This window comes from Neorhizobium sp. LjRoot104 (assembly GCF_964253725.1).
GTDB lineage: Bacteria > Pseudomonadota > Alphaproteobacteria > Rhizobiales > Rhizobiaceae > Neorhizobium.
In genome coordinates this window covers 1,229,075-1,254,940 of record NZ_CAXURS020000001.1, presented here as the reverse complement: position 1 = coordinate 1,254,940, position 25,866 = coordinate 1,229,075, and the positions used below count along the sequence as shown (strand labels likewise).

The following is a 25,866-nucleotide window of genomic DNA, read 5'->3' as shown; positions in this document are numbered from 1 at the left end:
CCTCCTGATTTTCCGTGAGACGCCGGGCGTTCACGTTTCCGGCAGGGTTGAGACTCGCGCCTTTGCGAGAACACGGTTTGTTGCTATCCATGCCGCCGGTTTGAAGCGGAATGGAGAAACGAAGAGTGAGCGCAGGCATCGAATTCGACGACACCTCAACTTCGCTGAGCGGCACGCTGCGCCAGCTTATAGCCGGCATCACGGGTCAGTCGGTAACGTTGCGCCAGTTGATGGACGCGGTCGGCGAACAGGGCCTGCTGCTCATCTGCGCCGTCGCCTCCCTGCCCTTCCTCCTGCCCGTGTCCATCCCCGGCGTCAGCACCGTGTTCGGGGCGGCGATCATCCTGATCAGTCTGGCGATCACCGCAAACCGCCTGCCGTGGCTACCGAAGAAAATCCTCGACCGTGAGCTCGATACCAAGAAACTGCTGCCGGCGCTGGAAAAAGGCGTCAGCATCGTCTCGCGGCTGGACCGGTTCCTGAAGCCGCGCATCTCTCCCTTGACCACCGGGCGGCTCGTCAACCGGGTGAACGGCCTGGCGATTACGGTCGGCGGCGTGCTCCTGATGTTTCCGCTGGGTCTGGTGCCCTTCTCCAATACGCTGCCGGCGATCGCAATCCTGCTTCTATCGACCGGCATGATCCAGCGCGACGGGCTGGTCGTGCTCGGCGGCTACCTCTTCAACGTCGTGACCGTGATCTATTTCGCCGTGCTTGCCTACCTGGCATTTAGCGCCGGCCAGGGTATCGCGTCGATGTTCGCCTGATCGGGCGACCTCACCGCTGCCCGGTCTTGGATGCCCGCCGCCTTGCCCACCAGAGCGCCACACGGCGCCGCTGACGCCGCACGAAGGGCAGATCGTGCGAGAGCACCAGGAAGCCCAGCGGCAGCATCCAGAAGCCAAGGATAGGCAGGAAGCCGAGCACACCGCCGGAAATCAGGCCGAGACCGACGACGACCCGGCCGATCCGCGAGCGTGGCATGGGAATCTGTGCGCTGCCGACCGCCAGCTTGCCGCTCTGCGGGTCCATTCCAAATCGCTTCGGTTTCCGTTCGCCTGCCACTCTCGATTATCCTCGCCGGTTAAAGACGTAAGCTTTGCCCGGAAATAGGGCTTTACCGGGGATAAAACAAACAAGTTGGATTTTTTTGCAAAAACCGCTTGGCAAAAGCGAAAAGCATTTGTATTACCCGCCGCACACGCCGCAGCCCATCGCGGATGATCCCTGGTAGCTCAGCGGTAGAGCATTCGACTGTTAATCGACAGGTCGCCGGTTCGAATCCGGCCCGGGGAGCCAATTTCAACAAAAGCGCGCTTTTTGGCGCGCTTTTGTCGTTTCAGGGCTAAAAACCTCCGCTTATCTTTCACGGTGCCGCCCGCAGCCCGGGCGGCGAGATCCGTTTCATGATGTCGATAGAGAAGTCGGCGTCGTGCTCATTTCAGGCCAAACAAGTCCACCGCATTGTCACGGAAAATGGCGGAGCGCTCCGCCGGCGTCAGCGGCACCTTGAAGGCGAAGCGCGGATCGTCGAAATCCCAATGCGGGTAGTCGGTCGAGAACATCAGCCGGTCGGTGCCGATCCAGCGCAGGATGTCGAGAAGGTGGCGGTTGTTCTCCGGCTCCTCGATCGGCTGGGTCGTGTACCAGAAATTCTCGCGCACATATTCCGACGGCTTGCGCTTCACATGCGGAACCTCGTCACGCATGCGCTTCCATTCGCGGTCGAGGCGCCAGACGAGCGACGGCAGCCAGGAGAAGCCGCCTTCGACCAGTACGATCTTCAGCTTCGGGAACTGTTCGAACACGCCTTCGAGGATCATGCTCGATAGCACGGTCTGGAGGCTGTTGGAGGCCGCGTAGTGCTCCTCCAGATAAAACGAGCTCCAGCCGGACGGCGTGTTCCCCCGATAGCCGAAGGCGCTGGTATGCAGCCCGATCGGCAGGCCGTAATGCTCGGCCGCCTCGTAGATCGGCCAGTAGCGGCGGCGCCCGCAGGGCTCCAGCGTGCGCGGCGGCATGGCGATCTGCACGAAGCGGCCGTCGGTAAAGCGCCGGTCGATCTCGGCAACCGATTCCCTTGCGTCTTCCTGGGGTACGCAGATGGACGCTTTCAGGCGCGGCTCAGGTCCGGCAAACTTGTCGATCTGCCAGTCGTTGAGGGCCGCACAAAGGGCCGCACCGAGCTCCTGGTTGAAGGCGACGCTGCCGGCGGCGAGCGGCTGAAGGATGCCGTAGTCGATATTGCACTGGTCGAGCAGCTGCTCCTGCAGGAAGGCAAGGTCGGATGCCGGCGGACCGCCGTTCGGCGGCCAGGAATCGCGGCGCATGCCGTTGCCCGGCGTCATGCGCGGATAGGGCAGCGTGCCGAGCAAGGGGTTTGCCGTGCGCACGGCATAGTCCTTCACATGTTTTTTCCAGCGTTCGGGGAGATAGTCGAGCAACTGGTCCGGCCTTGAGAAGGACGGATGCACGTCGCAATCCACCACGCCCTGCATCTGGGCTTTTTCGGAGCTGCGTTCGAGTACCGGGGTTTCCATGGGGATCAGCCTCCAAATCTCGGATAGGTGGCGAGAACGTTGTCGCGAAGGATCTTGTTCACCCTGGCTTCCGGCAGGCCTTCGGGCAGCACGTCCAGCCCTTCGAAATGCCAGTGCGGATAGTCCGAGGAGAACAGCAGCATATCATCGCTGAGCAGGTGGTCGAGCGTTTTGGCGACATCCTCGACGTCGTCCGGGCCATCGAAAGGCTGCGAGGTCATGCGGATGTGCCGGCGGATGATGTCGGCCGGCGCGTCCTTCACCCAGGGCACCTCGATGCGGGTGCCGCGCCAGTCCTTGCTCATGCGCCACATCAGCGCCGGCATCCAGGTAACGCCGGATTCGATCATGACAGCCCTCAGCTTCGGGTATTTGACGAAGACGCCCTCGGAAATCAGGCTCGCGACCTGAGTGGAGAAACCCTGCGGCTGCACCACATGGTCCTCGATCAGGAAGGAATGGAAGCCGCTGTGGCTCGGCGCGTGGCGGAAATTCGATCCGGCGTGGATGCCGATCGGCAGGCCATGTTTCTCGGCCGCCTCGTAGATCGGCCAATAGGTGCGGCGGCCGAGCGGCAGCTCGGTCATGGCGAGCGTCAGGACCTGCACGAAACGCTTGTCGTCGGCCCGGCGCTCGATCTCCTCGACCGCGGCCTCGACGTTCTGGAACGGCACCAGCATCGACGCCCTGAGCCGGCTGTCGCGGCTCAGCCACCTGTCGGCGAGCCAGTCGTTGGTGGCACGGCATATGGCCGCCGCCAGGTAAGGATCGAACAGGGCGTGAGCGCCTGAAACCACGTTGAGGATGGCGCCTTCGAGGCCGAGCGGGTCGAGCAGGTTCTGCTGCATCTGCGCGAGCGGATCGCCACTCCACGTCCAGTCGGGCCGCATGTAGGGACGCGTTCGCTCAGGGTATCCCATCAGCTCCAGCACATCGACTTCGCGGGAGGTGACGATCTCCTGCCAGTAGTCGTCGAGATAGGGAATGAGGTCGGCGCGACGCGGTGTCGGCGGGTGGACGTCGCAATCGATTGCCCCGGCGGTTTCGAATCTAGCCATTTTTGTCTGCGTCTCGCTCATCGTTGACATCTGTGCTGCTTTCCTGAGCCCGGCTCATGCCGCCTGCGCTCCCATCTTTTCCTCGCGGATAAAGTCCGCCGCCTTTTCCGCGATCATCACGGTCGGGGCCTGGGTATTGCCGGAAACGATGGTTGGCATGATCGAGGCATCGACGACGCGCAGGCCGGCAAGGCCGTGCACCCTCAGCCGGTCATCGACCACCGCCATCCGGTCGCGGCCCATCTTGCAGGTGCCGACGGGGTGGAACGTGGTGTTGAGAGTGGCGCGCGCGTAGTCGAGCATGTCGTCATGGGACTGCACGGCTGCCGTCGGCGCAATTTCCTCCGGCTCGAAACGCGCCATGGCCGGGCTGGCGGCGATCCTCCGCACGGCCTCGATCGACCGTATCAGGATCTCCCGGTCCGCTTCCTCTTTCAGGAAATTATGCAGGATGCGCGGCTGGGCCGAAGGGTCGCTCCCCGCGACATGGCAATGGCCGCGGCTTTCCGGCCTGAGGATGCAGGCCGACGAGGTGATGCCCGGAAACGGATGCATGGCGCCGCCGAAACTCGGCGAGGTGGACCCGGAGACGTGGATCTGGATTTCCGGAGCCGGCGCATCCGGCGTGGTCTTGAGGAAGGCGCCCAATAGCGTCGGCGAACCGCCGAGCGGCCCCCGTTTGGTCGCAAGATACTGCATGCCCAGCAACATCCGGCCAAGCCGCGTGCCGGCGCGAGTATTCAGCGTGTGCGTGTTGTGAAGACGGTGCTGTACCCTGATGTGCCAGTGGTCCTGCAGGTTTTCGCCGACACCCGGCAATGCGTGAAGAACCTCTATTCCGGCAGATGCAAGCGCCTCCGGCGCGCCGACGCCGGAGCGTTCGAGAATGGCCGGCGAGCTATAGGCTCCGGCCGACAGAATGACCTCGCGCCCGGCCCTCGCCTCTTTGGCCTGGCCGTCGAGGCTGAACATGACACCGCTGGCCCGCCTGCCCTCGAAGGTAATGCGATCGACCAGTGCGCCCGTGACGACGGTCAGGTTGCTGCGGTTGCGGACCGGATCGAGAAATGCGCGGGCGGTGGAATGGCGTACGCCTTTCCTGATGGTGGCGACGAAGAAGGCGACGCCTTCATTGTCGCCGCAATTGTAGTCGTCAGCAGCCGGAATACCCTGCTCTATCGCCGCCCGGCGATAGGCCTCCAGGGCTTCCCAGCGCACATTGGGATCGGAAACCGCCCATTCGCCCTGCGTGCCGTGAGCCTCTGAATCGTCACGATGGAACGTTTCGGAACGCTTGAAATAGGGCAGCACGCTTTCCCAGGACCAGCCGCGATTGCCGAGCTGCGCCCATTGGTCGTAATCGTAGGCATGGCCGCGCACATAGATGAGGCCGTTGATGGCGGAACTGCCCCCGAGCATTTTTCCCCGCGGCAGCGCCAGCTGGCGGCCGTTGAGATAGGGTTCGGGCTCACCCTTGTAGAGCCAGTCATATTGGGGCCTGCCGATGAGATAGGCGAGACCGAGCGGCATGTCGACGTAGAAGCCCCGCCCCTCGCCGCCGCCCTCGATCATCAGCACCTCGACCGTCGGGTCCGCCGATAGCCGGTTGGCCAGAACGCAGCCTGCCGTACCGCCGCCCACGATGACGTAATCGTATGTACGGGAATGCTGGAACGCACCCATGGTCTCTCCTCCACTTTCCGCAACCGGCACCGCCGCCTGCCTCGCGGTTGCGGTGCCGGACCAGGCACCGAAAGAGCAAAGGACACAGCGGCCGCGCCATCGCAGCCTCCCATACAACCATGGCACATGGTCCGGTGGGAAGGAAGTCATTTGCTGTAAAAACCGAATGCAAAAGTATACATCGGCTTCCTCCTGCTATAGGTTTTCCCCACGGCAGGTTGCTGCAATTCGGGAGGAGGAAGCCGAATTGCGGGTTCAATGTATGCATCACCAGCCCTGCCGGCAGGAGTTTGTTTCATCAATCCGTTTCATTGGGGAGGAGCCCAAAGATGAGCAAGACGAAGGACGGCGCGCCGTCCATCATCCATAACGGCAGGATCAGCCGAAGAACGCTTCTGGCGTCGGGTGCGGTGCTGGGAGGCGCGATGCTGTTGCCCGGACAGGTATCCGCTCAGGCATCGACGCCCAAACCGGGCGGCACCTTGCGCATCGCCATGCCGTTCAATCCTGCCGCCCTCGACCCGATGACCGGGCGCAACGTGCCGGATTTCAACGCGCTCTACGCGCTGTTCGACGCGCTGATCGCCTTCGATCCGGCAACGCTCGAGCTGAAGCCGATGCTCGCCAGGGACTGGACCTTCAGCGATCCGACGACGCTGGTGCTCAACCTCGTCGATGGTGTGAAATTCCATGACGGCACGCCTTTCAACGCCGAGGCCGTGAAGTTCAACCTCGACCGCTTCATCAGCGACCCGCGCTCCAACGTGAAATCGGACCTGGTTTCGGTCGCGTCGGTGGCGGTCACCGGTCCAAGCCAGGTGACGCTCAAGCTCAAGCAGCCGAACTATTCGCTGCCGACCATCCTTACCGGCCGGGTCGGCTGCATCGTCTCGCCCGCCTCCATCAAGGCGGCGGCCGACGGCAATGTCGATCGCAACCCGGTCGGCACCGGGCCGTTCAAGTTCGCCGAGTGGCGCGACAACGACCTGATCCGCGTCGAGAAGAACCCGAACTACTGGCAGGCGGGCCTTCCCTATCTCGACGGCATCAATTTCCGCATCATCAACGAGCTGAACACGGCGGCTCGCACGGTGACGGCCGGCGAAACCGACCTTGCGCTCAACATGGCCGCGCAGCAGATCGCCACCGCCCGCCGCGTGCAGGATCTCACGGCCGAAGCCAATCCTTCGATGATCTTCTTCACCCTGATGATGAATTTCGCCAAGCCGCCGCTCAACGACATCCGGGTTCGGCAGGCGATGAACTACGCCATCAACCGCGACGAACTGAACCAGGTCCTGATGCTTGGCCTGGGCGAGCCGACGTCCACCATGTTCCCAAAGGATTTCTGGGCGGTGGATGCCGATACGGCGCAGTTCTACAAGCATGATCCAGACAAGGCGCGCAGGCTGCTGGCCGAGGCCGGGCATCCGAAAGGCCTGGAAGTCGAGACATGGAGCTGGCCGGACCAGACATCGATGCAGCGCATGGAACTGGTCGGCAACCAGCTCGAACAGGTCGGCATCCGCCTCAAGGTCACCCCTTCGCCTCCGCAGGTGGTCAATCAACGCTTCTACATCGAGGGTCAGGGCGCGATGATCCTCAATCCGCAGGGCGGCTGGCTCGATCCGAGCCAGACCTATGAGCGGCTGTTCGGCGCGACCGGCCAGTTCAACGCCGGCAAGATGGAGGATCCGCAGTTCCGCAAGCTGCTCACCGCGACCGGCACCTCGGCTGATGCCGGCGAACGCAAGAAGGCGTTTGCCGCCCTTCAGCGCTTCGTGGTGGAACAGGCGCTGCACCTGCCGCTGGTAACTTCGGCCGCCATGTCGATCCGTAACAAGAAGGTCAGGGACTTCAAGTACGACCGGCTGCACTCACCGCGGTTCCACCGGGTCTGGCTCGACCAGACCGCGTGATCCGCAGACCGGCGCCAAATGAAACAGCCCGGCCGAAACCTCAAACCATCATCCTCGGCCTTGTGCCGAGGATCTGCATCCGTCACCCAACTTCTCAAGGTAGATGCTCGGGAAAAGTCCGAGCATGAAGGAAGAGGTTTTGCCGACAATCTGAGCCCGATGGTCGGCCGGGTAGTTTCAGGCTGCAAAAAAGTGACTACCGGCGCTTGATGGTTGGATCCAGGAGCACGCGGATCGACTCGCCGAGCGTGTTGAAGGCAAGCGCCGTGAACAGGATGGCGAAACCGGGCGCATACATCTGCTCGGGGGCGACCTCGACATAATGATAGGCGCGCGCCAGCATGCCGCCCCAGCTCGACTCGGGCGGCTGGACGCCGAGCGACAGGAAGCTCAAGCCGGCTTCCGCCAGAAGCGCCACGGCCAGCATCAGGGTCACCTCGACGATGACGGGCTGGATCGCATTGGGCAGGATATGGCGCAGGATCAGATGCAGGCGCGAGGCGCCAAAACCGGTTGCGGCCTCGACATAGAGCGCATTCTTCACCACCAGCGTCTGCGCCCGCATCGTGCGGGCAAGCACCGGGGCGAAGGCGAAGCCGACGGCGATCATCGCATTGGTGAGGCCGATGCCGAGCGCGCCGGTGACGGCGACCGCAAGCACGAGCGGCGGAAAGGCCAGCACCCCGTCAATGATGCGGCTGCCGACCTGGTCGATCCAGCCGCCGACAAAACCGATGAAGACGCCGAGCGGCACGCCGATCGCCACGCCGATGCCGACGGCAAGGCTTGCGGCATAAAGCGCGTTGTAGGAGCCGTATATCAGCCGGCTCAGCGTATCGCGGCCAAGGTCGTCGGTGCCGAGCCAATGCGCGCCGCTCGGCGGCGCCAGAAGGTCCATCAGGTTCTGCTTGTTGGGCGCATAGGGCGCGATCACCGGCGCGAAGATCGCCGCCAGAACCAGAACGGAGAGGTAGGCAAGGCTGATCAGCGCGCGCTTGTCGGCCCATAACCAGGCCCAGAAACGGAAGCGGGCGGGAGGCGGCAGGGTCTGCCGGGTAATCGGCGCGGCAGCGGTCTGGGTCATTGCGGTCATGTTCGTATCGGTCATGTGGAGGCTGCCACTCTGGGGTCGAAAGTCGCGTTGAGCACGTCGACCAGAAGATTGGTGAGGATCACCACCAGTACCAGCACGAGCGCGACGCCCTGCACGACCGGGAAATCCTTGTTGAGCGCCGAATAGCTGATGAGGTTGCCGACACCGGGGATGGCGAACACGGCCTCGATGATGACGGCGCTGGAGAACAGCCGGTTCACCTGCAGGCCGGCAATCGTCAGCATCGTCGCCGCCACGTTGCGAAGCCCGTGCTTCCACAGGATGGCGCCCGAGCTGAGCCCCTTGGCGCGCAGCGTGCGGATATATTGCGAACCCAGAACCTCGAGCAGCGCGCTGCGCACCTGCCTCGCCAGAACCGCCACAACACCGGTCGAGAGCGCTATCGCCGGAAGGGTCGCGTAATAAAGGGCCTCGAGCGGCTTTTCGAAGACGGATACGGCGCCCGTCGCCGGGAACCAGCGATAACCGAGCGAGAACAGCGTCACCAGAATGATGCCGAGCCAGAAATTGGGAACCGCGACACCAAGCGAGGCGACGCTGGTGATGATCTTGTCGAGCGTGGTGCCCTGGCGCGTGGCGGCGAGGATGCCGAGCGGAATGCCGAGCGCGGCGCCGAGAACCAGCGAATAAAGCACCAGCAGGATCGTATGCGGCAGGCGCGAGAGGATCAGCCGCAGGACCGATTCGTTCGAAAACAGCGAATGGCCGAGATCGCCCTGCACGGCATTTCCCAGCCAGAAGAAATACTGCACTAGCATCGGCCGGTCGAATCCGTAGATATGACGGATTTCCGCGATCCGTTCCGCCGTCGCATAGTCGCCCGCGATCATCATGGCCGGGTCGCCGGGCATCATGTAGACGAGCGAAAACACCACGAACGTGGCCACGATCATCACGGGCACGAGCTGCATGAGCCTTTGCGCAACCATCCCGGGGACGCCGTACATCATTGATACTCCGTCAATCCGCAATTGACGCCGGCCAAATCAATGGCCTGCGCAGGAACACCGGATGCGCGGAAGCGCTGTCGTCCGATGCGGTGGGAGAGAGACGGGCGACCCGCCCCGCTCCGGTTTCCGGGCGATCCCCGACGCGCCGGTCGCATCGGGCAATCGCATCGCTTGCGCCTCAGGCCTCCATCCACACCTTGTGGAAGCGCGGGCGCTGCAGCAGGCTGAAGTTGAAGCCGTGCACCTTCGGCGTGCGAATGATGATGCCGGCGGACGAGAACTGCGGCAGGTGCAGCGCGTTCTCCAGCACGAAACGCTGCATCTTGTGGAGAACGTCCTTGCGCTTGGCGTTGTCGAACGTGTTCATCGACGCATCCATCAGCTCGCGATAACCCGGCAGCTCGATCTTCGCCGCGTTGCGATAGGCAGTCGCCGAGAACTGACGGTCATAGGCGGTTGCCGGATCCGGAAGGCCACCGGTCGGGGTCATCAGCATGTGACCCTTTTTCTCGGTGAGGAAGTACTGCATCGTCTGGGCCGGCTGCGCCGGCGTGACCTTCAGCCGGATGCCGGCCTCCGCAAGCTGGGCGCTGAGGACTTCCTGGCGCTGCACCGCCGCCTGGTCGGCCCAGGTGAAGGTGGAGATCTCGATGCCGTTGGCGAAACCTGCCTCTTTCAGGAGCGACTTGGCGCGGTCGAGGTCCAGCTTGTAGAAGTTCTCGGTCGCGGGATCGTTGGCCCAGAAGCCCGACGGGAACATGCTGCAATGCCCGCCGCCAAGGCCGCCCCAGAGGACCTGGTTGAGGACCGGACGGTCGAGCGCCCAGTTCATGGCCTGCCGAACGCGAACGTCTTTCAACGGCCCCTCACCGTAGTTCAGGAAGGCCGTGTAGTAGATCATCGACGGCGTCGCTTCGGCGACCAGTTTCGGGTCGCGCTTGGCGACGGCCATCTGCTGCGCGCTCATGTTGAGGACGATATCGGCTTCGCCGGCGGTCACCGTGCGGACAGCCGTGTTGAACTCGTTGACGATGCGCATGTCGACGCCGTCGAGATAGGGCTTGTCACCCCAATAGTTGGCGTTCTTCACCACCTTGATCAGCGTGTTGTCCTGCCATTCCACGAATTTGAACGGCCCGGTGCCGACCGGCGCGCGATCGACATTGCCACCCGCGGCAGCCTTGACCGAGGCGGGCGACACGATGAGGCCGGCGCGGTCGGTGAGGATCGCAGGCAGGGTGGCGTCCGGATATTTCAACTTGATCGAGACCTGATAGGGGCCGGTCGCCTCGACCTTGTCGACGACAGCAAGATCCGATTTCACGTTCGAGCGATCGTAGGTGCTGCAGCGCTGCAGGTGGAAGACCACCGCTTCGGCATTGAACGGGGTGCCGTCATGGAACTCGACGCCCTGGCGCAGTTCGAGAACCAGCGTGGTGGGGTCGGTGAATTTCCACGAGGTCGCCAGCATCGGCTGCAGTTCGAGCGTCTGCGGATCGAAGCCGATCAGGGCGTCGAACATCAGGAGAAGGGCGTTGAAATCGGGATTGTTGCGGCCCGTCAACGGGTCGAGCGCCGCCGGGTTGAACGGCATCACGGCCCTCAGCGTTCCGCCGGATCTCGGCTGGGGGGCCTGAGCCCGCGCCATTGCCGGCAACAGGGCCAGGCCGCCCGCGGCGACCGTTCCGGCCAGCAGCGAGCGACGGGTGAGATCCGGTATCTTTGCAAATGGATTTATGGTCACGTCTTCTCCTCCTTGATCATGACCGGCCTTATTCGGCCCCTATGTCAGTGCATTCGTCGCAGGTGCGACATGGTCCCCGCCGTGCCCCCCGGCAGGACCAAGACCCCTCCTATCCTTTTCGCCAAGCATCTCCTCGGCGAAGTGGCATGCGACATGCCGCCCGGGCAGCAATTCCCGCTGCTGGGGTTCCTGCGTGCGACAGACGTCGCGCACCCGCGGACAGCGCGTATGAAAGCGGCAACCGCTCGGCGGCGCGATCGCGCTCGGTATCTCCCCCTGCAGGATGATTCTCTGCCGGGCATCGGCTGCCGCCGGGTTGATCTCCGGTTCGGCCGAACGCAACGCCTCCGTATAGGGATGCAGCGGCGTTTCGATCACGGCGTGGGCGGGGCCGAACTCGACGATCTTGCCGAAATACATCACCGCCACGCGGTCGCTGATATGGCTGACCACTCGTAGATCGTGGCTGATGAAGACGTAGGTGAGGCCGAACTGTTCCTGCAACCGGGCGAAGAGATTGAGCATGTCGGCCTGGATCGACACGTCGAGCGCCGCCACCACCTCGTCGCAGACGATCACGTTCGGGTCGAGCATCAGCGCCCGGGCGATATTGGCGCGCTGCTTCTGGCCGCCGGAAATCTCGTGCGGATAGCGGTTGGCCATTTCCGGCGACAGCGACACCCGGTCGAGCATCGCGAAAGCCTTTTCGCGCCGTTCGGCCTTCGTGCCCTCGCCGGCGATGTTCAGGGGCTCGCAGATGCTCTGAAGGATGGTCATGCGCGGGTCGAAGGCGGCATTCGGATCCTGCGAGACGATCTGGTACTTGCGCCGGTGACGGTTGAGTTCGCGGCGGGAAAATTTGAACGGATCGACTTCGCCATGCAGCACGCCGCCGCCGCTTGGACTGAGCAGACCGACGAGACAGCGCCCGAGCGTCGACTTGCCGGAACCGGACTCGCCGATCACGCCAAAGATCTCGCCCTTGCGGACGCTGAAGCTGACACCGTCGACGGCCCGGATCAGCGAGCCGCGCCGGGGATTGCCGAAGCTGACATGCAGGTTATCGACCTTGAGCGCGGTCTGATCCGAAGCAGCGCCGGCACTCATGCTCCTACCCCCCTCAATTCGAGTTCTTCCCAACGGTTGCAACGCACTTCCCGGCGATCGACGTCCTCGATGCCCTCGTTCTCTATGCTCTGGGGCAGTTCGCAGGGCTGCATGGAATAGGAACAGCGCGGCGCGAAGCGACAGCCCTTCGGCATGTGACGCAGGGACGGAACACGGCCGGCGATCGAGGGCAGCGTGCCACGCGCGCGGTTGCTGTCGGGGATAGAATGCAGAAGTCCGGCCGTATAGGGATGGCGGGGGCCGGCAATGACGTCCCTCACCGGGCCACCTTCCACGACCTGCCCTGCATACATCGTCACCATCCGATGGCAGCTCTGCGCCACTAGTCCGAGATTGTGGGTGATGAACATGATGGCCGTACCGGTGCGGTCGGCAAGGCCCAGGAGCAGGTCCATGATCTGCGCCTGGATCGTCACATCCAACGCCGTGGTCGGCTCGTCGGCGATCAGCAGGCGCGGCTCGCAGACCAGCGCCATGGCGATCATCACCCGCTGGCGCATGCCGCCGGAAAGGTTCATCGGATAAAGCGTGGCAACGTGGCGGGGCGATGCGATGCCGACCGAATCGAGCGCCGCGACGGCGCGCTCCGCGGCTTCCTTGCGATCGATCTTGAAATGCCGCCGAAGCGTCTCTTCGATCTGGTAACCCACGGTAAACACCGGATCGAGGGCGCTCATCGGCTCCTGGAAAATCATGCTGATGTGCCGGCCGCGAATACGATTCATCTGCGATTCGGAACAAGACGCGAGGTCTTGCCCGCCGAACATGATCCTGCCGCCAAGGCGCGAATCGCGCGGCGGCAGGAGGCGCAGGATCGAGAGGGCGGTCATCGACTTGCCGCAGCCACTTTCGCCGACGACGCCGAGAATTTCCTTCGGCTTTACCGAAAAGGAAACATTGTTGAGGACTTCGACCCAGCCTGATTGGTCGCGCAGTGACAATGTCAGGTTCTGGATATCCAGAAGCGTGTCCTGACCGGCCGTCGTGGTCTCGGCAAGCTGCTGCATCCGGCCTTGCTCCTCCCTATAGACCCGCTGCCCGCATGATCAACAGGTGACATGCCGGCGGCTGCTATCGCATTTTCCCCACCGCGCCGAAAACCCCATCAGGGATCCTGATACGCGATGCAGACTCCTCCCGAGAGCCTAGTCGTGTATACATTACACGTCACGATGGCGAAAGCCAGAATGAAAATCGTTGTCCTCCGAAAGCCTGGTTTTCACCCCAGGCTTTCCCGGATCGCCTCCCAGCTCGCCGCATCGGGCGCAAGCAGCAGCCGCCCTTGCGCCATTTCGGGCCGATAGGCCTCGCCGCTCAGGAGACCGCTATGGCCGCCGGCTTCGCGATGGATCAGTTCGCCGGCGCATGGTCCCAGGGCTTCATGTCCGCATTCAGCAAGAAGCCCATCGCCCCGGTCGCCACCATCCGGTATTCGAAGGCGGAGCATCGCCACGTCGTGGTGCGGCCGAACCGCAGGACCCGCGGCGCGAAGGCCGCCTGCTCTTGCGGAGAGAACATGTGCAGCGGCACGAAGCCGCTCATTTCGGCGACCGGGACAGCGGCGGCAACGCTTAGGCGGGTGCGGGCGCCATCGCGGGCGATATGCCAGGCGCCCTCGCCCGGACGAGCCGCGAGAAAATCGCCGGTCAGCGGATAGTGGATCAACCCGGCGACGGTCTTTCCCCCGGAAACGATCGCCACGATCATGCCGAACAGCGGCACCCCATGGGCGAAATTCCAGGTACCATCGACGGGATCGATGATGGCCGCGAGTTCGGCATCCGCAAGGCGGTCGAGCAGTGCCGGATCGGCGGAGACCGCCTCCTCGCCGACGATCAGCGCGTCTGGAAAATGCGCCGAAAGTGCTGCGGAAAGCCGGCGTTCGGCCCCCAGATCGGCATCGGTGACGATGTCGTCGGGGGCGGTCTTGGCGCGGATGCCATCCGCCGTTACGCCGAGGAAACGGGGCAGGACCTCCGCCTCCCCCGCCTGGCGCATATCCTCCATCAGGAGCGAGAGGACGGCCTCGGAAATGATCGTCATGGCTGGCGGGCCTTTATGTAGGATTTCAGTGCGGCGGGCTGGTCGGTCTGGATGACGCTGATACCCGCATCGATCAACCGGCCCCAGATCAGATCGGGGTTGGCAAGAGCCGCACTGTCCGTCCATTCGCCACTGCCGGGCTGATCGAGGGTGTTGACCCACAGCGCCATGCGGGCTCTCGCGAAAGCCTCGCGGTGATGCGCGATCGTTTCGAGGCTGTCGAAGCGGATCTCGCACATGAAGGGCGAGAGGTTGGCAAGGACAGCAAGCGAGTCGCCGATGTTTTCCGCGGTGAAGCGCGCCATGCCCATGAACGGCACGCCGTCGATGTTCTGGTCGCGCACCCAGTGGACATCCGCCAGACCGTGGACCTTGGTCTTGAGATCGACGCCGGCATGGGCGCCCATTTCTCGGGCGCAGGCGGCGACTTCGGAGAAAAGGCCGCGATCCTTCAAATCCAGATCGGCGAAGATACGGCCGCGGATGACTTCCAGCGCCTGCCTCAGCGTCGGGATGGGCTGGTCGCTTGCAGCGCGGCCTTCGCCGCCATCGCTCTCGCGCAGCCTGATCGCCTGAAGTTCGGCCATGGTCATGCTCTCGGCGTCGCGGTCGATGCCGGCCATACGTTCGAGCGTATCGTCATGCATCAGGAAAAGCTCGCCGTCGGCGCTCTTGCGCACGTCGAGTTCGACGATCTCGCAGCCGAGCGCGATCGCGTTCTCGATGGCCGCCAGGCTGTTTTCCGGGGCGTCGTGCCAAGCACCGCGATGGGCAACGACGGCGCAGCTACGTGCGGGATCGGCGATGAAGTCTTTGTAGTTCATGTGGGTTTCTTTCATAGGGCGCCTGTGGCGCCGGGCTTTCATTGGGCGCAGAAGGCACCGGGTATGACCCGGCCCGTCACTGCATCGAAGAGATGCAGTCGCGAGGTCGGGAAGTTCAGGTCGAGTTCGAGCCGGTCGGCGATATCAGCACCGAAAGGCGTGGCAATACGGACGATCGAACCGCCGAGATCGGCGGCCAGTACCGAATGGGAACCGAGGTCCTCGCGGAACCGGAGTGCCGCCCTGACCGCATGGCCATTCGCCTTGCCATCGACGACGATATCCTCGGGTCGGATGCCGAGCTGGTAGGCGCCGGTCAGCGGGGCGTTCGCCACCACCTGCCCGTCGGCAAGCCGCAGTGCCGACCCGTCGCCGGTCACGGCCAGGATGTTCATCGGCGGGGCACCGATGAATTTCGCAACGAAAACCGAGGCCGGATGGTGGTAGATCGCCTTCGGCGTATCGAATTGCTCGATGCGGCCCTTATTGAGGATGAGGATACGGTCGGCGAGCGTCATCGCCTCAACCTGATCGTGGGTGACGAAGACGGTGGTGGCGCCGATGCGGCGATGCAGGTCGGCGAGTTCGACGCGCATGTCGTGGCGAAGCTGCGCATCGAGATTGGAGAGCGGCTCGTCGAACAGCAGAACGGCCGGTTCGCGGACGATTGCTCGGCCGATCGCAACACGCTGGCGCTGGCCGCCGGAAAGCTGTCCCGGCTTGCGGTGCAGATAGTCGGCAAGGCCGAGCATCCTGGCGACCGCAGCGACCCGCTCGGCCCGCTCCGCCTTCGGCGTGCCGGAGACCTTGAGGCTGTAGGCCATGTTCTCGAACACCGTCATATGCGGATAAAGCGCATAGTTCTGGAACACCATGGCGCAGCCGCGGTGTTTCGGTTCGAGGTCCTGAACCTCGCGGGTGCCGATCAGGATCTTGCCGCTGCTCACCCGTTCGAGCCCGGCGATCATCTGCAGAAGCGTGGACTTGCCGCAGCCGGAGGGGCCGAGCACGACGGTGAATTCGCCGGCCTTGAGCTCGACATCCATCGGCGGGATGACCACCGTCTGGGGATCGTAAGCCTTGGTCAGGCCCTGTACCGTGATGCTCGCGGCGGCGGCGCGGATGGCTGTATCGATGGCGTTCATCGTCATTTCTCCGAAAGCACGAGGCCCTGCACCAGATACCGCTGCAAGAGCGCGATCATCAGGAGGGGCACGAGGGAAACGATCACGGCGCCTGCCATGATCATCGGAAAGTCGGGGACCTCGCCGTCGGAATCCGGCAGCAGCCGCGCCAGGCCGACGACGGCGGTCTGCATGTCGGGCGTCGAGGAGGCGACGAGCGGCCAGAGATACTGGGTCCAGCCGCTCAGGAAGGTCAGCACGAAAAGTGCTGCAAAACTGGTGCGCGACAAAGGCAGCAGGATATCGAACATGAAGCGCACAGGGCCTGCCCCGTCCATCCGGGCGGCCTTGAACAGGTCTTTCGGCAGAGTGAGAAAGAACTGGCGGAACAGGAACGTGCCGGTGCCATGGGCGACCAGCGGCGCCACCAGGCCGAAATGGGTGTTCAGCACGCTCAATTCGAGCTGCACCGGCGCCCCGAAAGCCTTGGCGATCAGTCCGTTGAGGCCGGTGATGTCGAGCAGTGCATTGATCGGCGAAAATATGTTCGACGCCACCTGATAGGTGGTGATGACGCGGATATCGACCGGCAGCATGATCGTCGCGAGGATCAGTGCGAAAGCGACACCCGCCCAGCGGATGCGGAAATAGACGATCGCATAGGCCGACAGGAAAGACAGGATACAGGTGGCGATCGCCAGGCTGAATGCGACGGCAAGGCTGTTGACCATCTGGATCGGGATGCGCGTCTCGGTGAAGATGCGTGCCACGTTGTTGAGGAACTGGTCGCCGGGATACCAGGCAAGCCCGTTGCGCAGCAGGAATTCGTAGGATTGGGTTGCCGTCGCGAGCGTCAGGTAGAGAGGCCCGAGAATGTAGATCATGCCAACGAGCAGGATCAGGCTCGCGACGATGTTGAGGGAGCGTGCGTTCTCGATCATCTGTCAGCGCTCGTAGTTGATGCGCCGGCCGAGGAAGACGAACTGGGCGGCGGTGAGAAGTATGACGAAGACCATCAGGATCGCCGTCTGGGTGGAGGCGCCGGAAAGATCGTAGCCGCTGAAGCCGTCCTTGTAGATCTTGTAGACGAGCAGCGTGGTCGCGCCGCCCGGACCGCCATGGGTGATCGTATCGATCAGCGCGAAGGCCGAGGTGACGCTTTCGGTGAATTCCAGCACCAAAGTCAGGAAGAGCTGCGGCATGATCAGCGGCAGCTGCACGTCAAAAATCCGCCGCCAGGGTCCTGCCCCGTCCATCGCCGCCGCCTGATGCATGGTGCGGGGGATCGATTGCAGCCCGGCCAGGAGGATGACGAAATTGAACGGGATGCCGCCCCAGACATGCGCGGCGATCAGGGTGATGAAGGCATCCGTGCCGTCAATGCCAGGCGCCCAGATGCCCGGAAATGCCTTGTTGAGCGGCGCCAGGATGCCGACGAACGGATTGAAGACGAAGGCGAACACGACACCGATCGAGGCGCCCGCCACGCCTTTCGGCCAGACCAGCACGTTGCGGGCCGGCAGCGACAGGCGGATCTTCCTGTCGGCGGCGACGGCTAATATCAGCGGGATCAGCACGGCGAGCGCGGATGCTGTCACCATGAAGATAATGGTGCGCCAGCCAGCCTGCCAGAATTCCCGGTCGGAAAGAACCCGGGCGAAATTGTCGAAGCCGACGAATATCGAACCGCCGCCGAACGGCTGCTCGAGGAAGAAGGACCAGTAGAAGGCCTGGAAGATCGGCACGTAGAAGAACAGGACGGTCAGAAGCAGAAGCGGCGCGAGCAAAAGGACCGGCAGCCAGCGATTGCTGAAGAGAGTGGATTCGGAGGTCATGGGAAAAGCCCGCAGTGAGGGAGCGGCACGGACAGGACTTGTGTCCCGCCCGCGCCGATCAGGCTTGGATCAAGGCAGCTTGACGCTCTTGTAGGTCTGCTCGAAGCGGCGCAGCAGCTCGTCGCCACGCTTCTTGGCATTGTCGAGCGAGACCTGCATGGTCTGCTGGCCGGCATAAGCCTTCTGGGTTTCTTCCATGAAGATCTCGCGGAACTGCACGTAGAAGCCGAGGCGAATACCGCGGCTGTCTGCGGTCGGCGGCTGGTTCATCGATTCGATGCCGATGGCAGCGGTCGCGTATTTCGCGGCCTTGGCGTCGCCGCTCTTGTTGATCGCGTCGAGCACGTCGTTGGTGACGGGGACGTAGCCGGTGGCGGCGGTAAACGCCATCTGCTGTTCCGGCTTGCGCAGGAAGTCGAGGAAAGCCTTGGCGCCATCGACCTCTGCCTGGTCATGGCCCTTCATGACATAGATCGAAGCACCGCCGACCAGCGTGTTGTGGCGCTCGTAACCTTTGTACATCGGCGCCATGTTGACGGTGAGCTGGTACTTGCCGTCGAAAGCCTTGGTGGAGGCGGCGTAGGAGCCGGAGGAGCCTTCCATCATGGCGCATTCGCCGGCGTTGAAGGCGGCGGTGTAATTGCCGGCCTTGGTGTCGGCATTGAGCCTGACGAGGCCTTCCTTGCGCCAGTCGACCAGGTTCTGGAGGTGCTTGGCAACGAAAGTGGTGTTGAAGACATATTCGGCGTCGAGGCCGTCATAACCGTTGTGCCTGGAGGCGATCGGCAGGCCATGACGGGCGGAGAACTGTTCGAGCACGCGCCAGGTATCGCCATCGGTGACGAACGGGCAGGCATGGCCGGCGGCCTTCAGCTTGCGGGCGGCGTCGATCACCTCTTCCCAGGTGGTCGGGGTCTGGGTGACGCCGGCTTTCTCGAGCTCGGTCTTGTTCGTGTAGAACAGCAGCGTCGAGGCGTTGTAGGGCTGTGCGAAAAGCTTGCCGCCGGATGTTTCGTAATAGGCGCGGGCGCCGGCGATATAGTTGTCCCATTTGACGTCGGGCAGGATTTCCTGGACCGGCACAACTGCGTTCGACAGCATCAGGTCGAGCGTGCCCGCGTCGAAGAACTGGATCAGCACCGGATGGTTCTTGGCGCGATAGGCGGCAATCGCCTTCTGCATCGACACTTCGTAGCTGCCTTGGCCGACGCAGGTGACCTTGTGCTGCGACTGAGCGGCGTTGAAGGCATCGCACTGCGCCTTGATTGCGGTCTCCACCGGCCCCGTGTTGCCGTACCAGAATTCGATATTGGCGGCCTGCGCGGAACACGCGCCCGCCATCAGGGCGGCCGCGGCCGCCAGAATGGAAATCTTCATCATTGCCCTCGCCTGTTTTGGGATCGGCCGAGTGAGCTCGGCACCGGAACGAGGGCATTACTACACTTTATGTGTAACAATTAAATGACGCAGCGAAGACCTTGTCGCGAAAGGGATTTCCATCTAATCAGTGGTAAACGCGAGGTAGCGGCCAGCATGCAACCGCAATTATTACACCTCCATGGTAATTGTTACGACGGAGGTGGATCAGTGGCCTATTTTCCAGAAGCTCAGATTCCACCACAATTCCTGCGCGCCGGTGAAAGCGTCGTTTCTCCGAACGAGCGCAGCCTGCTCAAGCTCATCTGGCGACACCCCGGCCTTTCCCGCTCCGAAGTGACCGATCATACCGATCTCACCCAGCAATCGGTCTACCGGATCATCGATCAGCTGGCGGAACGCGGCGTCGTCTTGCTCGGCTCTCCGAAACCCGGCGTCGGTCGCGGGCAACCAAGCCCGACGATCCGGCTCAATCCACGCTACGCCTATTCCTGCGGGATCTCGGTCAATACCGATGTCATCGGCATCTGCCTGATGGATCTTGCCGGGAATGTGCTCGCCGAAAGCAGCGTGACGCTGCGCGAACACACGATGGCACAGTCCCTCGATCTGGTCAGAGCGCGGCTCGTGGAGGCGCAGAAACTCAATGAGCTTTCCCCGGATGCCCTTTTCGGCATCGGGTTCGCGATAGCAGGCTTTCATGTCGGCGGAACCCGCTACAACGCGCCCCTGCCGCTCCATGAGTGGTCGCTGATTGAACTCGGCCCGTTGCTGGCGGAATTTTTCGGCAAGCCGGTCTGGGTACACAATGGCGCCAATACCGGCGCAATCGCCGAAGCGATGTTCGGCGTCGGGCGCCATATCAAGCATTTCGCCTATCTGAGCTTCAACTACGGTTTTGGCGGCGGACTGATCAGCAACGGCGAATTGCTGCTCGGCGGCAACGGCAATGCCGGCGAGTTTTCGGGCATCTATGACGAAGAGGAGAACAGGCGGCGGCCGGCGCTGCAGTTGCTCATCGAAAGGCTCGTTCGCAACGGCGTCGACGTCCCTTCCATCAACTACATGCGCAGGCATTTCGACGCGCAGTGGCCAGGGGTCATCGAGTGGGTGAACGAGGTCGCACCAGCTTACAACCGCCTGGTCAATGCCATCCGGGCGATCTTCGACCCGCAGGCGATCGTCTTCGGCGGTCAGGTGCCGCGAGATCTGGCGCAGATGCTGATCGATCGAACCCGCTCTTACGACCGGCCCCGGTACGGCGTACCCCGCCCCAGCCCCAAGCTGATCATCTCGGAAATCGCCAGCGATGCATCGGCAATCGGAGCTGCGGTCACCCCTTTCCACTCGACGTTCTATTGACGCAGGCAGCCGGCCTATCTCTCGTGCGCCCGGATCACCTCCAGGAAGGCATCGCCGTAGCGCTCGAGCTTCGACTGTCCGACGCCGGAAATGCCAAGCAGCGCGTCACGGCTGGTCGGGCGCTCAGTCGCGAAGGCGACCAGCGTCGTATCGGGAAAGACGACATAGGGCGGCACCGCAAGCTCCTTGGCAATCGCCAGGCGCGCGACACGCAGCGCCTCGAAGAGTTCGGCATCGGCCCCTTCCAGCGCGGACCGGGCGCTTGCGGCGCTCGGCGAGGCGCTTCTCGATGCCTTGCCGGTCGTCGGGCGGTCCTTGCGGAAGCGAACCTCGCGTTCGTGCTTGAAGACGGCGCGGGCCTCCGGCTCCAGCTTCATAGCGCCGAAGGCGGCATGATCGACGCTGACGAACCCGGCAGCCAGCAATTGGCGGTAGACCGATTGCCAGGTCTTTGACGGGATATCCTTGCCGACGCCGAAGACCGGCATGTCGGCATGGCCGAAGCGGGTGGTCTTTTCGTTGCGGTTTCCGAGCAGCACGTCGATCAGGTGGCCCGTTCCGAAGCGTTCGCCGGTCCGATAGATCGCCGCCAGCGCCTTGATGGCGGCCTCCGTCCCATCCCAGGTTTCGACCGGCTTGAGGCAGGTATCGCAATTGCCGCATTGGCCGCCATGCGCCTCGCCGAAATGTGCCAGGATCGCCTGCCTTCGGCAGCCGGGCGTCTCGCAGATGCCGAGCAGCGCATTGAGCTTGGCGCGTTCGACGCGCTTGATATCGTTGCCCGACGTCCCCTCGTCGATCATGCGGCCGCGCTGGATGACATCGGCCATGCCATAGGCCATCCAGACGTCGGACGGCAGACCGTCGCGCCCGGCGCGGCCCGTCTCCTGGTAATAGGCCTCCACCGACCCGGGCAGATCGAGATGGGCGACGTAGCGCACATTCGGCTTGTCGATACCCATGCCGAAAGCGACGGTCGCGACCAGGCAGAGATCCTCCTCCTTGAGGAAGGCGTCCTGGTTGGCGTCTCGAACGCTGCGGTCCATGCCGGCGTGATAGGCAAGTGCGCGGACACCCTGCCCGTTCAGCCATTCGGCCGTGTCCTCGACCTTGGCGCGCGACAGGCAATAGACGATGCCGCTCGAACCCTTGTGGCGGGACAGAAAACGCAGGAGCTGCTGGCGCGGCTGATCGCGCTCGACGATCTCATAGGCGATGTTCGGACGGTCAAACGAGGTGGTGAACACCTCGGCGCGCCGCAGGCCAAGCTTGTCGATAATGTCTTCGCGCGTGTGCGGGTCGGCCGTCGCGGTCAGCGCCATGCGCGGAACGCCGGGGTAAAGTTCGGCGAGATGGCCGAGTTCGCGATATTCCGGGCGAAAATCGTGACCCCATTGGGAAACGCAATGCGCTTCGTCGATCGCGAACAATGCGATCCTGGCATTACCGATCATTTCCTTGAAAGCCGGCGTGACGATGCGCTCCGGCGTCACATAGAGAAGATCGAGATCGCCATTGACGATCGCCCGGCGAACATCGAGAAATTCTTCGCGCGTCAGGGATGAGTTGAGGGCGGCGGCCCGCACGCCGAGCTGCTTCAAGGCCTCCACCTGATCGCGCATCAGCGCGATCAGCGGCGAAACGACAATGCCGACGCCATCGCGGCAGAGGGCGGGGATCTGGAAGCAGAGCGACTTGCCGGCACCGGTCGGGAACAGGACCACGGCATCGCCGCCCGACACGACCTGTTCGACGACGGCGGCCTGCTTGCCCCGGAATGATGAATAACCGTAGACGCGCTTCAGCACATCGAGCGGGTTCTTCGTGCCGTCGTTGTCGAACAGGGGAGCAAGGCGGTTTTGGGTCGGCTGCATGGAATCGCTTTCATGAGGAAGCCTGGACTATGGCACAGGTCCGGCGGCCGTCGCGAGTGTATGCGAACATTGAGCTTAAATCGGCATGGCATGGATGAAACCTGATGCAACTATACCGCTGCCACTTCTGCTTGCAAGCCGTGCGGCTTGAAGCGCCTTTCGCAGACGTATAAGCCTCGTCTACCCGCTCCCTGCCCCTTCACTCATATCGATATCCAGCATGGCTGCAGACCAACCAGATCGACATACTGACGGCGAACCTGATCATGCCCGCGTGGCGATCAAGGTCGATATCGTCGTCATCGGCGCGGGCCAGGCGGGCCTGTCCTCGGCCTATCATCTACGAAAGCTCGGCCTTGCCCCGGACAGGGATTTTGTCGTCTTCGACCAGTCGCCGGAGCCGGGAGGCGCCTGGCAGTTCCGCTGGCCGTCCCTGACGCTTGCAACCGCCAACCGTGTTCATGACCTCCCCGGAATGCGGTTCGACGAGGCGGTCGATACCGCCGCCGATCAGGTGAAGGCATCGGTCGCCGTGCCGCAATATTTCTCGGCTTACGAGCGCGCCTTCGATCTGCGCGTCCATCGTCCCGTCAAGGTGACGGTCATCTGCGACCGGGGAGATCGGCTGAGGGTGGAAACCGACCGCGGCGCCTTTTCGGCGCGGGGTCTCATCAATGCCACCGGCACATGGGAATCGCCCTATATTCCGGACTATCCCGGCGCCGACCGTTTCCACGGACGGCAGCTCCACACGCGGGACTATCGTACGGCCGAGGAATTTGCCGGCCAGCATGTCGTCGTGGTCGGCGGCGGGATTTCGGCGATCCAGCTGCTCGATGAAATCTCGCGTGTCACCTCGACCACCTGGGTGACGCGACGCGAACCGAAATTCCGCGACGAGCCGTTCACGCCGGAGGCAGGACGCGCTGCCGTGGCGCTTGTCGAAGACCGCGTCCGCCAGGGCCTTCCGCCGGGTTCGGTGGTTTCGGTCACCGGCCTGCCCGTGACGCCGCCGATCCAGGCGGCGCGCGAACGGGGAGCGCTGAACAGGCTGCCGATGTTTTCCGGGATCAGCGAGCACGGGATACGCTGGGCTGACGGCTCCGAACAGCGGGCCGACGTGATCCTGTGGTGTACGGGCTTTCGCAGTTCGCTCGACCACCTCGCCCCGCTGCAACTGCGCGAGGCGAGCGGCGGCATCCTTATGACCGGCCGGCTGGCGACGCAGGTCGCCAGGGATCCGCGCATTCATCTGGTCGGTTACGGCCCATCCGCTTCAACCATCGGGGCGAACCGGGCGGGCGGCGCGGCCGCGCGAGAATTGGCAACTTTCCTCGGCGTTCCAGTCAATCGCGACAAATGATGCGACCTAAACGGCGCGCCTCGCAAGCTTGCCCTCTTCCGCCTTGTAAAAATATTGGCTCGCCACCAGCCAGCCCTTCAGCGGGCGAAGCGGCGGGATGCAGGTCAGAAGCATGAAGGGCAGCGTCACCAGAAGGTGAACCCACCAGGCCGGCTGGAATTGCACCTCCAGCCAGACGCCAAGAAGCACGCTCGGCACGCAGGCAAAGCACATCACGAAAAAGGCCGGGCCGTCGGCAGGGTCGGCGAAGGAATAGTCCAGTCCGCAAGCTTCGCACTTCGGCTTGAGCGTCAGGAAGCCGTTGAACAGATGCCCCTGACCACAACGCGGGCAGCGCCCGCGGATACCGGTCTGCATGGGCGGGAGAGGAGGCCATTCGTGATCCATGATCATTGTCCTTGGGAGCAAAGCGATCAAGCCGATTATTGATTGCATTCATTATATAGATTGATGCATTCAATTCGTCGATTAGCCAGAATGCCGCAGGCATTCCGGCCACGGATCGCAGAGAGGACGGATCAGAAGAAGGAGCCGGCCATTTCGGGCGAGCTTTCCAGCGCATGTCCCATGAATTCCAGGGCGGCCTTCAGCGCGGGCCGCTGGATAGGACCGCCGAGGCATACGCGCACCGCCTCCGGAGCCGGGCCATCGACAGTGAAGGCGTCGCTCGCCACGACCCCGATGCCGGCGGAGCGCATGTGGCTGCCGAACGTCGAGCGGGTCCAACCCTGCGCCAACGGCAGCCAGATATTGAAGCTGATCGGGTCGCCGCGATAGCTGCCCTTCGGCAGTATGTCTGCGACCAGGGCCTGGCGGGCCGTCGCTTCGGTCCTGACGAAATGCAGGATGTTCTCGGCCGTGCCATCCTCGATCCAACGGGTGGCCAGCGCAGCCGACAGCGGCGACGCCATGACGTTGTTGGCGCGCATGGCGCTGACGAACGGCCACGCGGCCCTGGTGTCCGGGGCGACGACATAAGCGAGCCTGAGGCCGGCGCCGAGAGATTTGGAAAGCCCGCCGATATGCCAGGTCAGGTCCGGAGCTATCGCTGCCAGCGGTGCCGGCGCGCGCAGAGGAATGAAGCCGTAGGCATCGTCCTCGACGATGGGCACGCCATATTTGCGCGCCACAGCGCAGATCTCCTCGCGACGCCGTTCGGGAACGGTCAGCGTCATCGGGTTCTGCAGGATCGGATTGAGATAGAGTGCCTTCGGCTTGTTCCTCTCGCAGGCCTCGGCGAAACCTGCCGGCAGAATGCCTTCGTCATCCATCGGCAGGCCGACAAGGCTCAGCCGGAGTTGGGCGGTGATGGAGCGTATACCGGGATAGGTGATGTTCTCCGACAGCACCGTCTCGCCCGGCTTTGCCAGCATGCCGAAGATCGCCAGCAGCGCCGGATGCGCGCCGGGAGCGAGGAAGATGCGCTCCTGCGATGGAACCAGGCCACGTCGGCTGAGCCAGGCCGCCGCCGCCTCCTTGTCGATGCCGGCACCGCCGAAACCCTGGTAACGCAGCAAAGGCACGAGGTTGGCGGCGACCGCAGTCAGCCCTCCCTGCATCCGGGCAATCAGTTCCGGGTCATCCGGCTCCGGCGGCATGTTCATGGAAAAATCAACGATCGAGGCCCGCCGCGGATCCGGCGCTGCGTCGGAGACGAAACCCCGGCGCCCCTTGTCGACACCGCCGGTCACGAAGGTGCCGCGCCCCACATGCGAACTGACCAGACCTCGCTTCTGGGCTTCCAGATAGCCGCGCGCCACGGTGGTGAAATCGACGTCGAGCAGCTTGGCCAGTTCGCGCTGCGGCGGCAACCGGTCACCGACGACGAGGTTGCCGCTCCTCAGGTCCATCTCGATGACATCGGCGATCGCCATGTAGCGCGGGGATCGGCTGCGGGTCAGGTCAGGCTTCCAAGTCTTCATCCGTGA

21 protein-coding genes, 1 tRNA gene and 1 pseudogene are annotated in these 25,866 nt (G+C 63.4%); 5 read left to right on the top strand and 18 right to left on the bottom strand.

Annotated elements, in window-relative coordinates:
- Nucleotides 1–125: 125 nt before the first annotated feature.
- Nucleotides 126–767: an exopolysaccharide biosynthesis protein gene (locus tag ACSQ8R_RS06385; RefSeq protein WP_436252582.1), complete on the top strand. Its 642-nt coding sequence runs from the start codon at nucleotides 126–128 to the stop codon at nucleotides 765–767.
- A gap of 10 nt (nucleotides 768–777) precedes the next feature.
- Here ACSQ8R_RS06385 and ACSQ8R_RS06380 read toward each other — a convergent pair whose 3' ends face one another.
- On the bottom strand, nucleotides 778–1,032 hold the full coding sequence (locus ACSQ8R_RS06380) for a hypothetical protein (RefSeq protein ID WP_436255394.1): 255 nt from the start codon (nucleotides 1,030–1,032) through the stop codon (nucleotides 778–780).
- 192 nt (nucleotides 1,033–1,224) lie between these two features.
- On the opposite strand from ACSQ8R_RS06380, the gene ACSQ8R_RS06375 reads away from it, so the two are divergent.
- Nucleotides 1,225–1,299 (top strand) — tRNA-Asn (locus ACSQ8R_RS06375).
- A 137-nt stretch (nucleotides 1,300–1,436) separates the two neighbouring features.
- Here the strand turns inward: ACSQ8R_RS06375 and ACSQ8R_RS06370 are convergent.
- From ACSQ8R_RS06370 to ACSQ8R_RS06360, 3 genes are read right to left on the bottom strand one after another with little or no spacing between them, the layout of a single operon-like run.
- Nucleotides 1,437–2,540 carry an amidohydrolase family protein gene (locus ACSQ8R_RS06370; protein WP_436252581.1) on the bottom strand — a complete coding sequence of 368 codons (1,104 nt, stop codon included), beginning with the start codon at nucleotides 2,538–2,540 and terminating at the stop codon, nucleotides 1,437–1,439.
- A 5-nt stretch (nucleotides 2,541–2,545) separates the two neighbouring features.
- On the bottom strand, nucleotides 2,546–3,598 hold the full coding sequence (locus ACSQ8R_RS06365) for an amidohydrolase family protein (RefSeq protein WP_436252580.1): 1,053 nt from the start codon (nucleotides 3,596–3,598) through the stop codon (nucleotides 2,546–2,548).
- A gap of 54 nt (nucleotides 3,599–3,652) precedes the next feature.
- Nucleotides 3,653–5,281, bottom strand: a complete 1,629-nt coding sequence (locus ACSQ8R_RS06360; protein WP_436252579.1) for a GMC family oxidoreductase — start codon at nucleotides 5,279–5,281, stop codon at nucleotides 3,653–3,655.
- Between the two features lie 329 nt (nucleotides 5,282–5,610).
- On the opposite strand from ACSQ8R_RS06360, the gene ACSQ8R_RS06355 reads away from it, so the two are divergent.
- Nucleotides 5,611–7,200, top strand: coding sequence for an ABC transporter substrate-binding protein (locus ACSQ8R_RS06355; protein ID WP_436252578.1), 1,590 nt, complete (start codon nucleotides 5,611–5,613; stop codon nucleotides 7,198–7,200).
- Nucleotides 7,201–7,396: 196 nt separating this feature from the next.
- Here the strand turns inward: ACSQ8R_RS06355 and ACSQ8R_RS06350 are convergent, their stop codons facing one another.
- From ACSQ8R_RS06350 to ACSQ8R_RS06300, 11 genes and pseudogenes are all read right to left on the bottom strand, one after another.
- Complete coding sequence (locus ACSQ8R_RS06350) at nucleotides 7,397–8,308, bottom strand: ABC transporter permease (protein WP_436252577.1); 912 nt, start codon at nucleotides 8,306–8,308, stop codon at nucleotides 7,397–7,399.
- A complete protein-coding gene (locus ACSQ8R_RS06345) occupies nucleotides 8,305–9,264 on the bottom strand; it encodes an ABC transporter permease (RefSeq protein WP_436252576.1) in 960 nt (319 codons plus the stop codon). The genes ACSQ8R_RS06350 and ACSQ8R_RS06345 overlap by 4 nt, the downstream gene beginning before the upstream one ends.
- Before the next feature lie 178 nt (nucleotides 9,265–9,442).
- A complete protein-coding gene (locus tag ACSQ8R_RS06340) occupies nucleotides 9,443–11,008 on the bottom strand; it encodes an ABC transporter substrate-binding protein (RefSeq protein ID WP_436252575.1) in 1,566 nt (521 codons plus the stop codon).
- A 39-nt stretch (nucleotides 11,009–11,047) separates the two neighbouring features.
- On the bottom strand, nucleotides 11,048–12,115 hold the full coding sequence (locus tag ACSQ8R_RS06335) for an ABC transporter ATP-binding protein (RefSeq protein WP_436252574.1): 1,068 nt from the start codon (nucleotides 12,113–12,115) through the stop codon (nucleotides 11,048–11,050).
- Nucleotides 12,112–13,143: an ABC transporter ATP-binding protein gene (locus ACSQ8R_RS06330; protein ID WP_436252573.1), complete on the bottom strand. Its 1,032-nt coding sequence runs from the start codon at nucleotides 13,141–13,143 to the stop codon at nucleotides 12,112–12,114. The genes ACSQ8R_RS06335 and ACSQ8R_RS06330 overlap by 4 nt, the downstream gene beginning before the upstream one ends.
- Nucleotides 13,144–13,355: 212 nt before the next feature.
- Nucleotides 13,356–14,179, bottom strand: a pseudogene (locus ACSQ8R_RS06325) (inositol monophosphatase family protein).
- Nucleotides 14,176–15,003 (bottom strand): glycerophosphodiester phosphodiesterase family protein, encoded by an 828-nt coding sequence (locus tag ACSQ8R_RS06320; RefSeq protein ID WP_436252572.1) that lies wholly within the window; start codon nucleotides 15,001–15,003, stop codon nucleotides 14,176–14,178. Before ACSQ8R_RS06320 ends, ACSQ8R_RS06325 begins: the two are co-directional and overlap by 4 nt.
- Nucleotides 15,004–15,041: 38 nt before the next feature.
- Complete coding sequence (locus ACSQ8R_RS06315; protein ID WP_436252571.1) at nucleotides 15,042–16,148, bottom strand: ABC transporter ATP-binding protein; 1,107 nt, start codon at nucleotides 16,146–16,148, stop codon at nucleotides 15,042–15,044.
- Between the two features lie 2 nt (nucleotides 16,149–16,150).
- Nucleotides 16,151–17,068: an ABC transporter permease subunit gene (locus tag ACSQ8R_RS06310; RefSeq protein ID WP_436252570.1), complete on the bottom strand. Its 918-nt coding sequence runs from the start codon at nucleotides 17,066–17,068 to the stop codon at nucleotides 16,151–16,153.
- A 3-nt stretch (nucleotides 17,069–17,071) separates the two neighbouring features.
- Nucleotides 17,072–17,962 (bottom strand): carbohydrate ABC transporter permease, encoded by an 891-nt coding sequence (locus ACSQ8R_RS06305; RefSeq protein ID WP_436252569.1) that lies wholly within the window; start codon nucleotides 17,960–17,962, stop codon nucleotides 17,072–17,074.
- Nucleotides 17,963–18,031: 69 nt separating this feature from the next.
- Nucleotides 18,032–19,339, bottom strand: a complete 1,308-nt coding sequence (locus tag ACSQ8R_RS06300; RefSeq protein WP_436255393.1) for an extracellular solute-binding protein — start codon at nucleotides 19,337–19,339, stop codon at nucleotides 18,032–18,034.
- Between the two features lie 210 nt (nucleotides 19,340–19,549).
- On the opposite strand from ACSQ8R_RS06300, the gene ACSQ8R_RS06295 reads away from it, so the two are divergent.
- On the top strand, nucleotides 19,550–20,701 hold the full coding sequence (locus tag ACSQ8R_RS06295; RefSeq protein WP_436252568.1) for an ROK family protein: 1,152 nt from the start codon (nucleotides 19,550–19,552) through the stop codon (nucleotides 20,699–20,701).
- Nucleotides 20,702–20,715: 14 nt separating this feature from the next.
- Here the strand turns inward: ACSQ8R_RS06295 and recQ are convergent, their stop codons facing one another.
- Nucleotides 20,716–22,575, bottom strand: coding sequence for a DNA helicase RecQ (gene recQ / locus ACSQ8R_RS06290; protein WP_436252567.1), 1,860 nt, complete (start codon nucleotides 22,573–22,575; stop codon nucleotides 20,716–20,718).
- A 220-nt stretch (nucleotides 22,576–22,795) separates the two neighbouring features.
- Between recQ and ACSQ8R_RS06285 the strand changes: the two genes are divergently transcribed.
- On the top strand, nucleotides 22,796–23,938 hold the full coding sequence (locus ACSQ8R_RS06285) for an NAD(P)-binding domain-containing protein (RefSeq protein ID WP_436252566.1): 1,143 nt from the start codon (nucleotides 22,796–22,798) through the stop codon (nucleotides 23,936–23,938).
- A 6-nt stretch (nucleotides 23,939–23,944) separates the two neighbouring features.
- On the opposite strand, the gene ACSQ8R_RS06280 is transcribed toward ACSQ8R_RS06285, so the two are convergent.
- Both ACSQ8R_RS06280 and ACSQ8R_RS06275 read right to left on the bottom strand, forming a co-directional pair.
- Nucleotides 23,945–24,325, bottom strand: a complete 381-nt coding sequence (locus tag ACSQ8R_RS06280; RefSeq protein WP_436252565.1) for a DUF983 domain-containing protein — start codon at nucleotides 24,323–24,325, stop codon at nucleotides 23,945–23,947.
- A 131-nt stretch (nucleotides 24,326–24,456) separates the two neighbouring features.
- Nucleotides 24,457–25,860, bottom strand: a complete 1,404-nt coding sequence (locus ACSQ8R_RS06275; protein WP_436252564.1) for a PLP-dependent aminotransferase family protein — start codon at nucleotides 25,858–25,860, stop codon at nucleotides 24,457–24,459.
- Nucleotides 25,861–25,866 lie beyond the last annotated feature (6 nt).

Excerpts from the sequence above, each read along its gene's own strand:
- ACSQ8R_RS06370 (WP_436252581.1), bottom strand. The coding sequence starts at position 2,540 with ATGGAAACCCCGGTACTCGAACGCAGCTCCGAAAAAGCCCAGATGCAG.
- ACSQ8R_RS06280 (WP_436252565.1), bottom strand. The coding sequence starts at position 24,325 with ATGGATCACGAATGGCCTCCTCTCCCGCCCATGCAGACCGGTATCCGC.
- ACSQ8R_RS06300 (WP_436255393.1), bottom strand. The coding sequence starts at position 19,339 with ATGAAGATTTCCATTCTGGCGGCCGCGGCCGCCCTGATGGCGGGCGCG.
- ACSQ8R_RS06365 (WP_436252580.1), bottom strand. The coding sequence starts at position 3,598 with ATGGCTAGATTCGAAACCGCCGGGGCAATCGATTGCGACGTCCACCCG.
- recQ (WP_436252567.1), bottom strand. The coding sequence starts at position 22,575 with ATGCAGCCGACCCAAAACCGCCTTGCTCCCCTGTTCGACAACGACGGC.
- ACSQ8R_RS06360 (WP_436252579.1), bottom strand. The coding sequence starts at position 5,281 with ATGGGTGCGTTCCAGCATTCCCGTACATACGATTACGTCATCGTGGGC.
- ACSQ8R_RS06315 (WP_436252571.1), bottom strand. The coding sequence starts at position 16,148 with ATGAACGCCATCGATACAGCCATCCGCGCCGCCGCCGCGAGCATCACG.
- ACSQ8R_RS06320 (WP_436252572.1), bottom strand. The coding sequence starts at position 15,003 with ATGAACTACAAAGACTTCATCGCCGATCCCGCACGTAGCTGCGCCGTC.
- ACSQ8R_RS06345 (WP_436252576.1), bottom strand. The coding sequence starts at position 9,264 with ATGATGTACGGCGTCCCCGGGATGGTTGCGCAAAGGCTCATGCAGCTC.
- ACSQ8R_RS06350 (WP_436252577.1), bottom strand. The coding sequence starts at position 8,308 with ATGACCGATACGAACATGACCGCAATGACCCAGACCGCTGCCGCGCCG.
- ACSQ8R_RS06355 (WP_436252578.1), top strand. The coding sequence starts at position 5,611 with ATGAGCAAGACGAAGGACGGCGCGCCGTCCATCATCCATAACGGCAGG.
- ACSQ8R_RS06330 (WP_436252573.1), bottom strand. The coding sequence starts at position 13,143 with ATGCAGCAGCTTGCCGAGACCACGACGGCCGGTCAGGACACGCTTCTG.
- ACSQ8R_RS06285 (WP_436252566.1), top strand. The coding sequence starts at position 22,796 with ATGGCTGCAGACCAACCAGATCGACATACTGACGGCGAACCTGATCAT.
- ACSQ8R_RS06335 (WP_436252574.1), bottom strand. The coding sequence starts at position 12,115 with ATGAGTGCCGGCGCTGCTTCGGATCAGACCGCGCTCAAGGTCGATAAC.
- ACSQ8R_RS06305 (WP_436252569.1), bottom strand. The coding sequence starts at position 17,962 with ATGACCTCCGAATCCACTCTCTTCAGCAATCGCTGGCTGCCGGTCCTT.
- ACSQ8R_RS06380 (WP_436255394.1), bottom strand. The coding sequence starts at position 1,032 with ATGGACCCGCAGAGCGGCAAGCTGGCGGTCGGCAGCGCACAGATTCCC.
- ACSQ8R_RS06275 (WP_436252564.1), bottom strand. The coding sequence starts at position 25,860 with ATGAAGACTTGGAAGCCTGACCTGACCCGCAGCCGATCCCCGCGCTAC.
- ACSQ8R_RS06310 (WP_436252570.1), bottom strand. The coding sequence starts at position 17,068 with ATGATCGAGAACGCACGCTCCCTCAACATCGTCGCGAGCCTGATCCTG.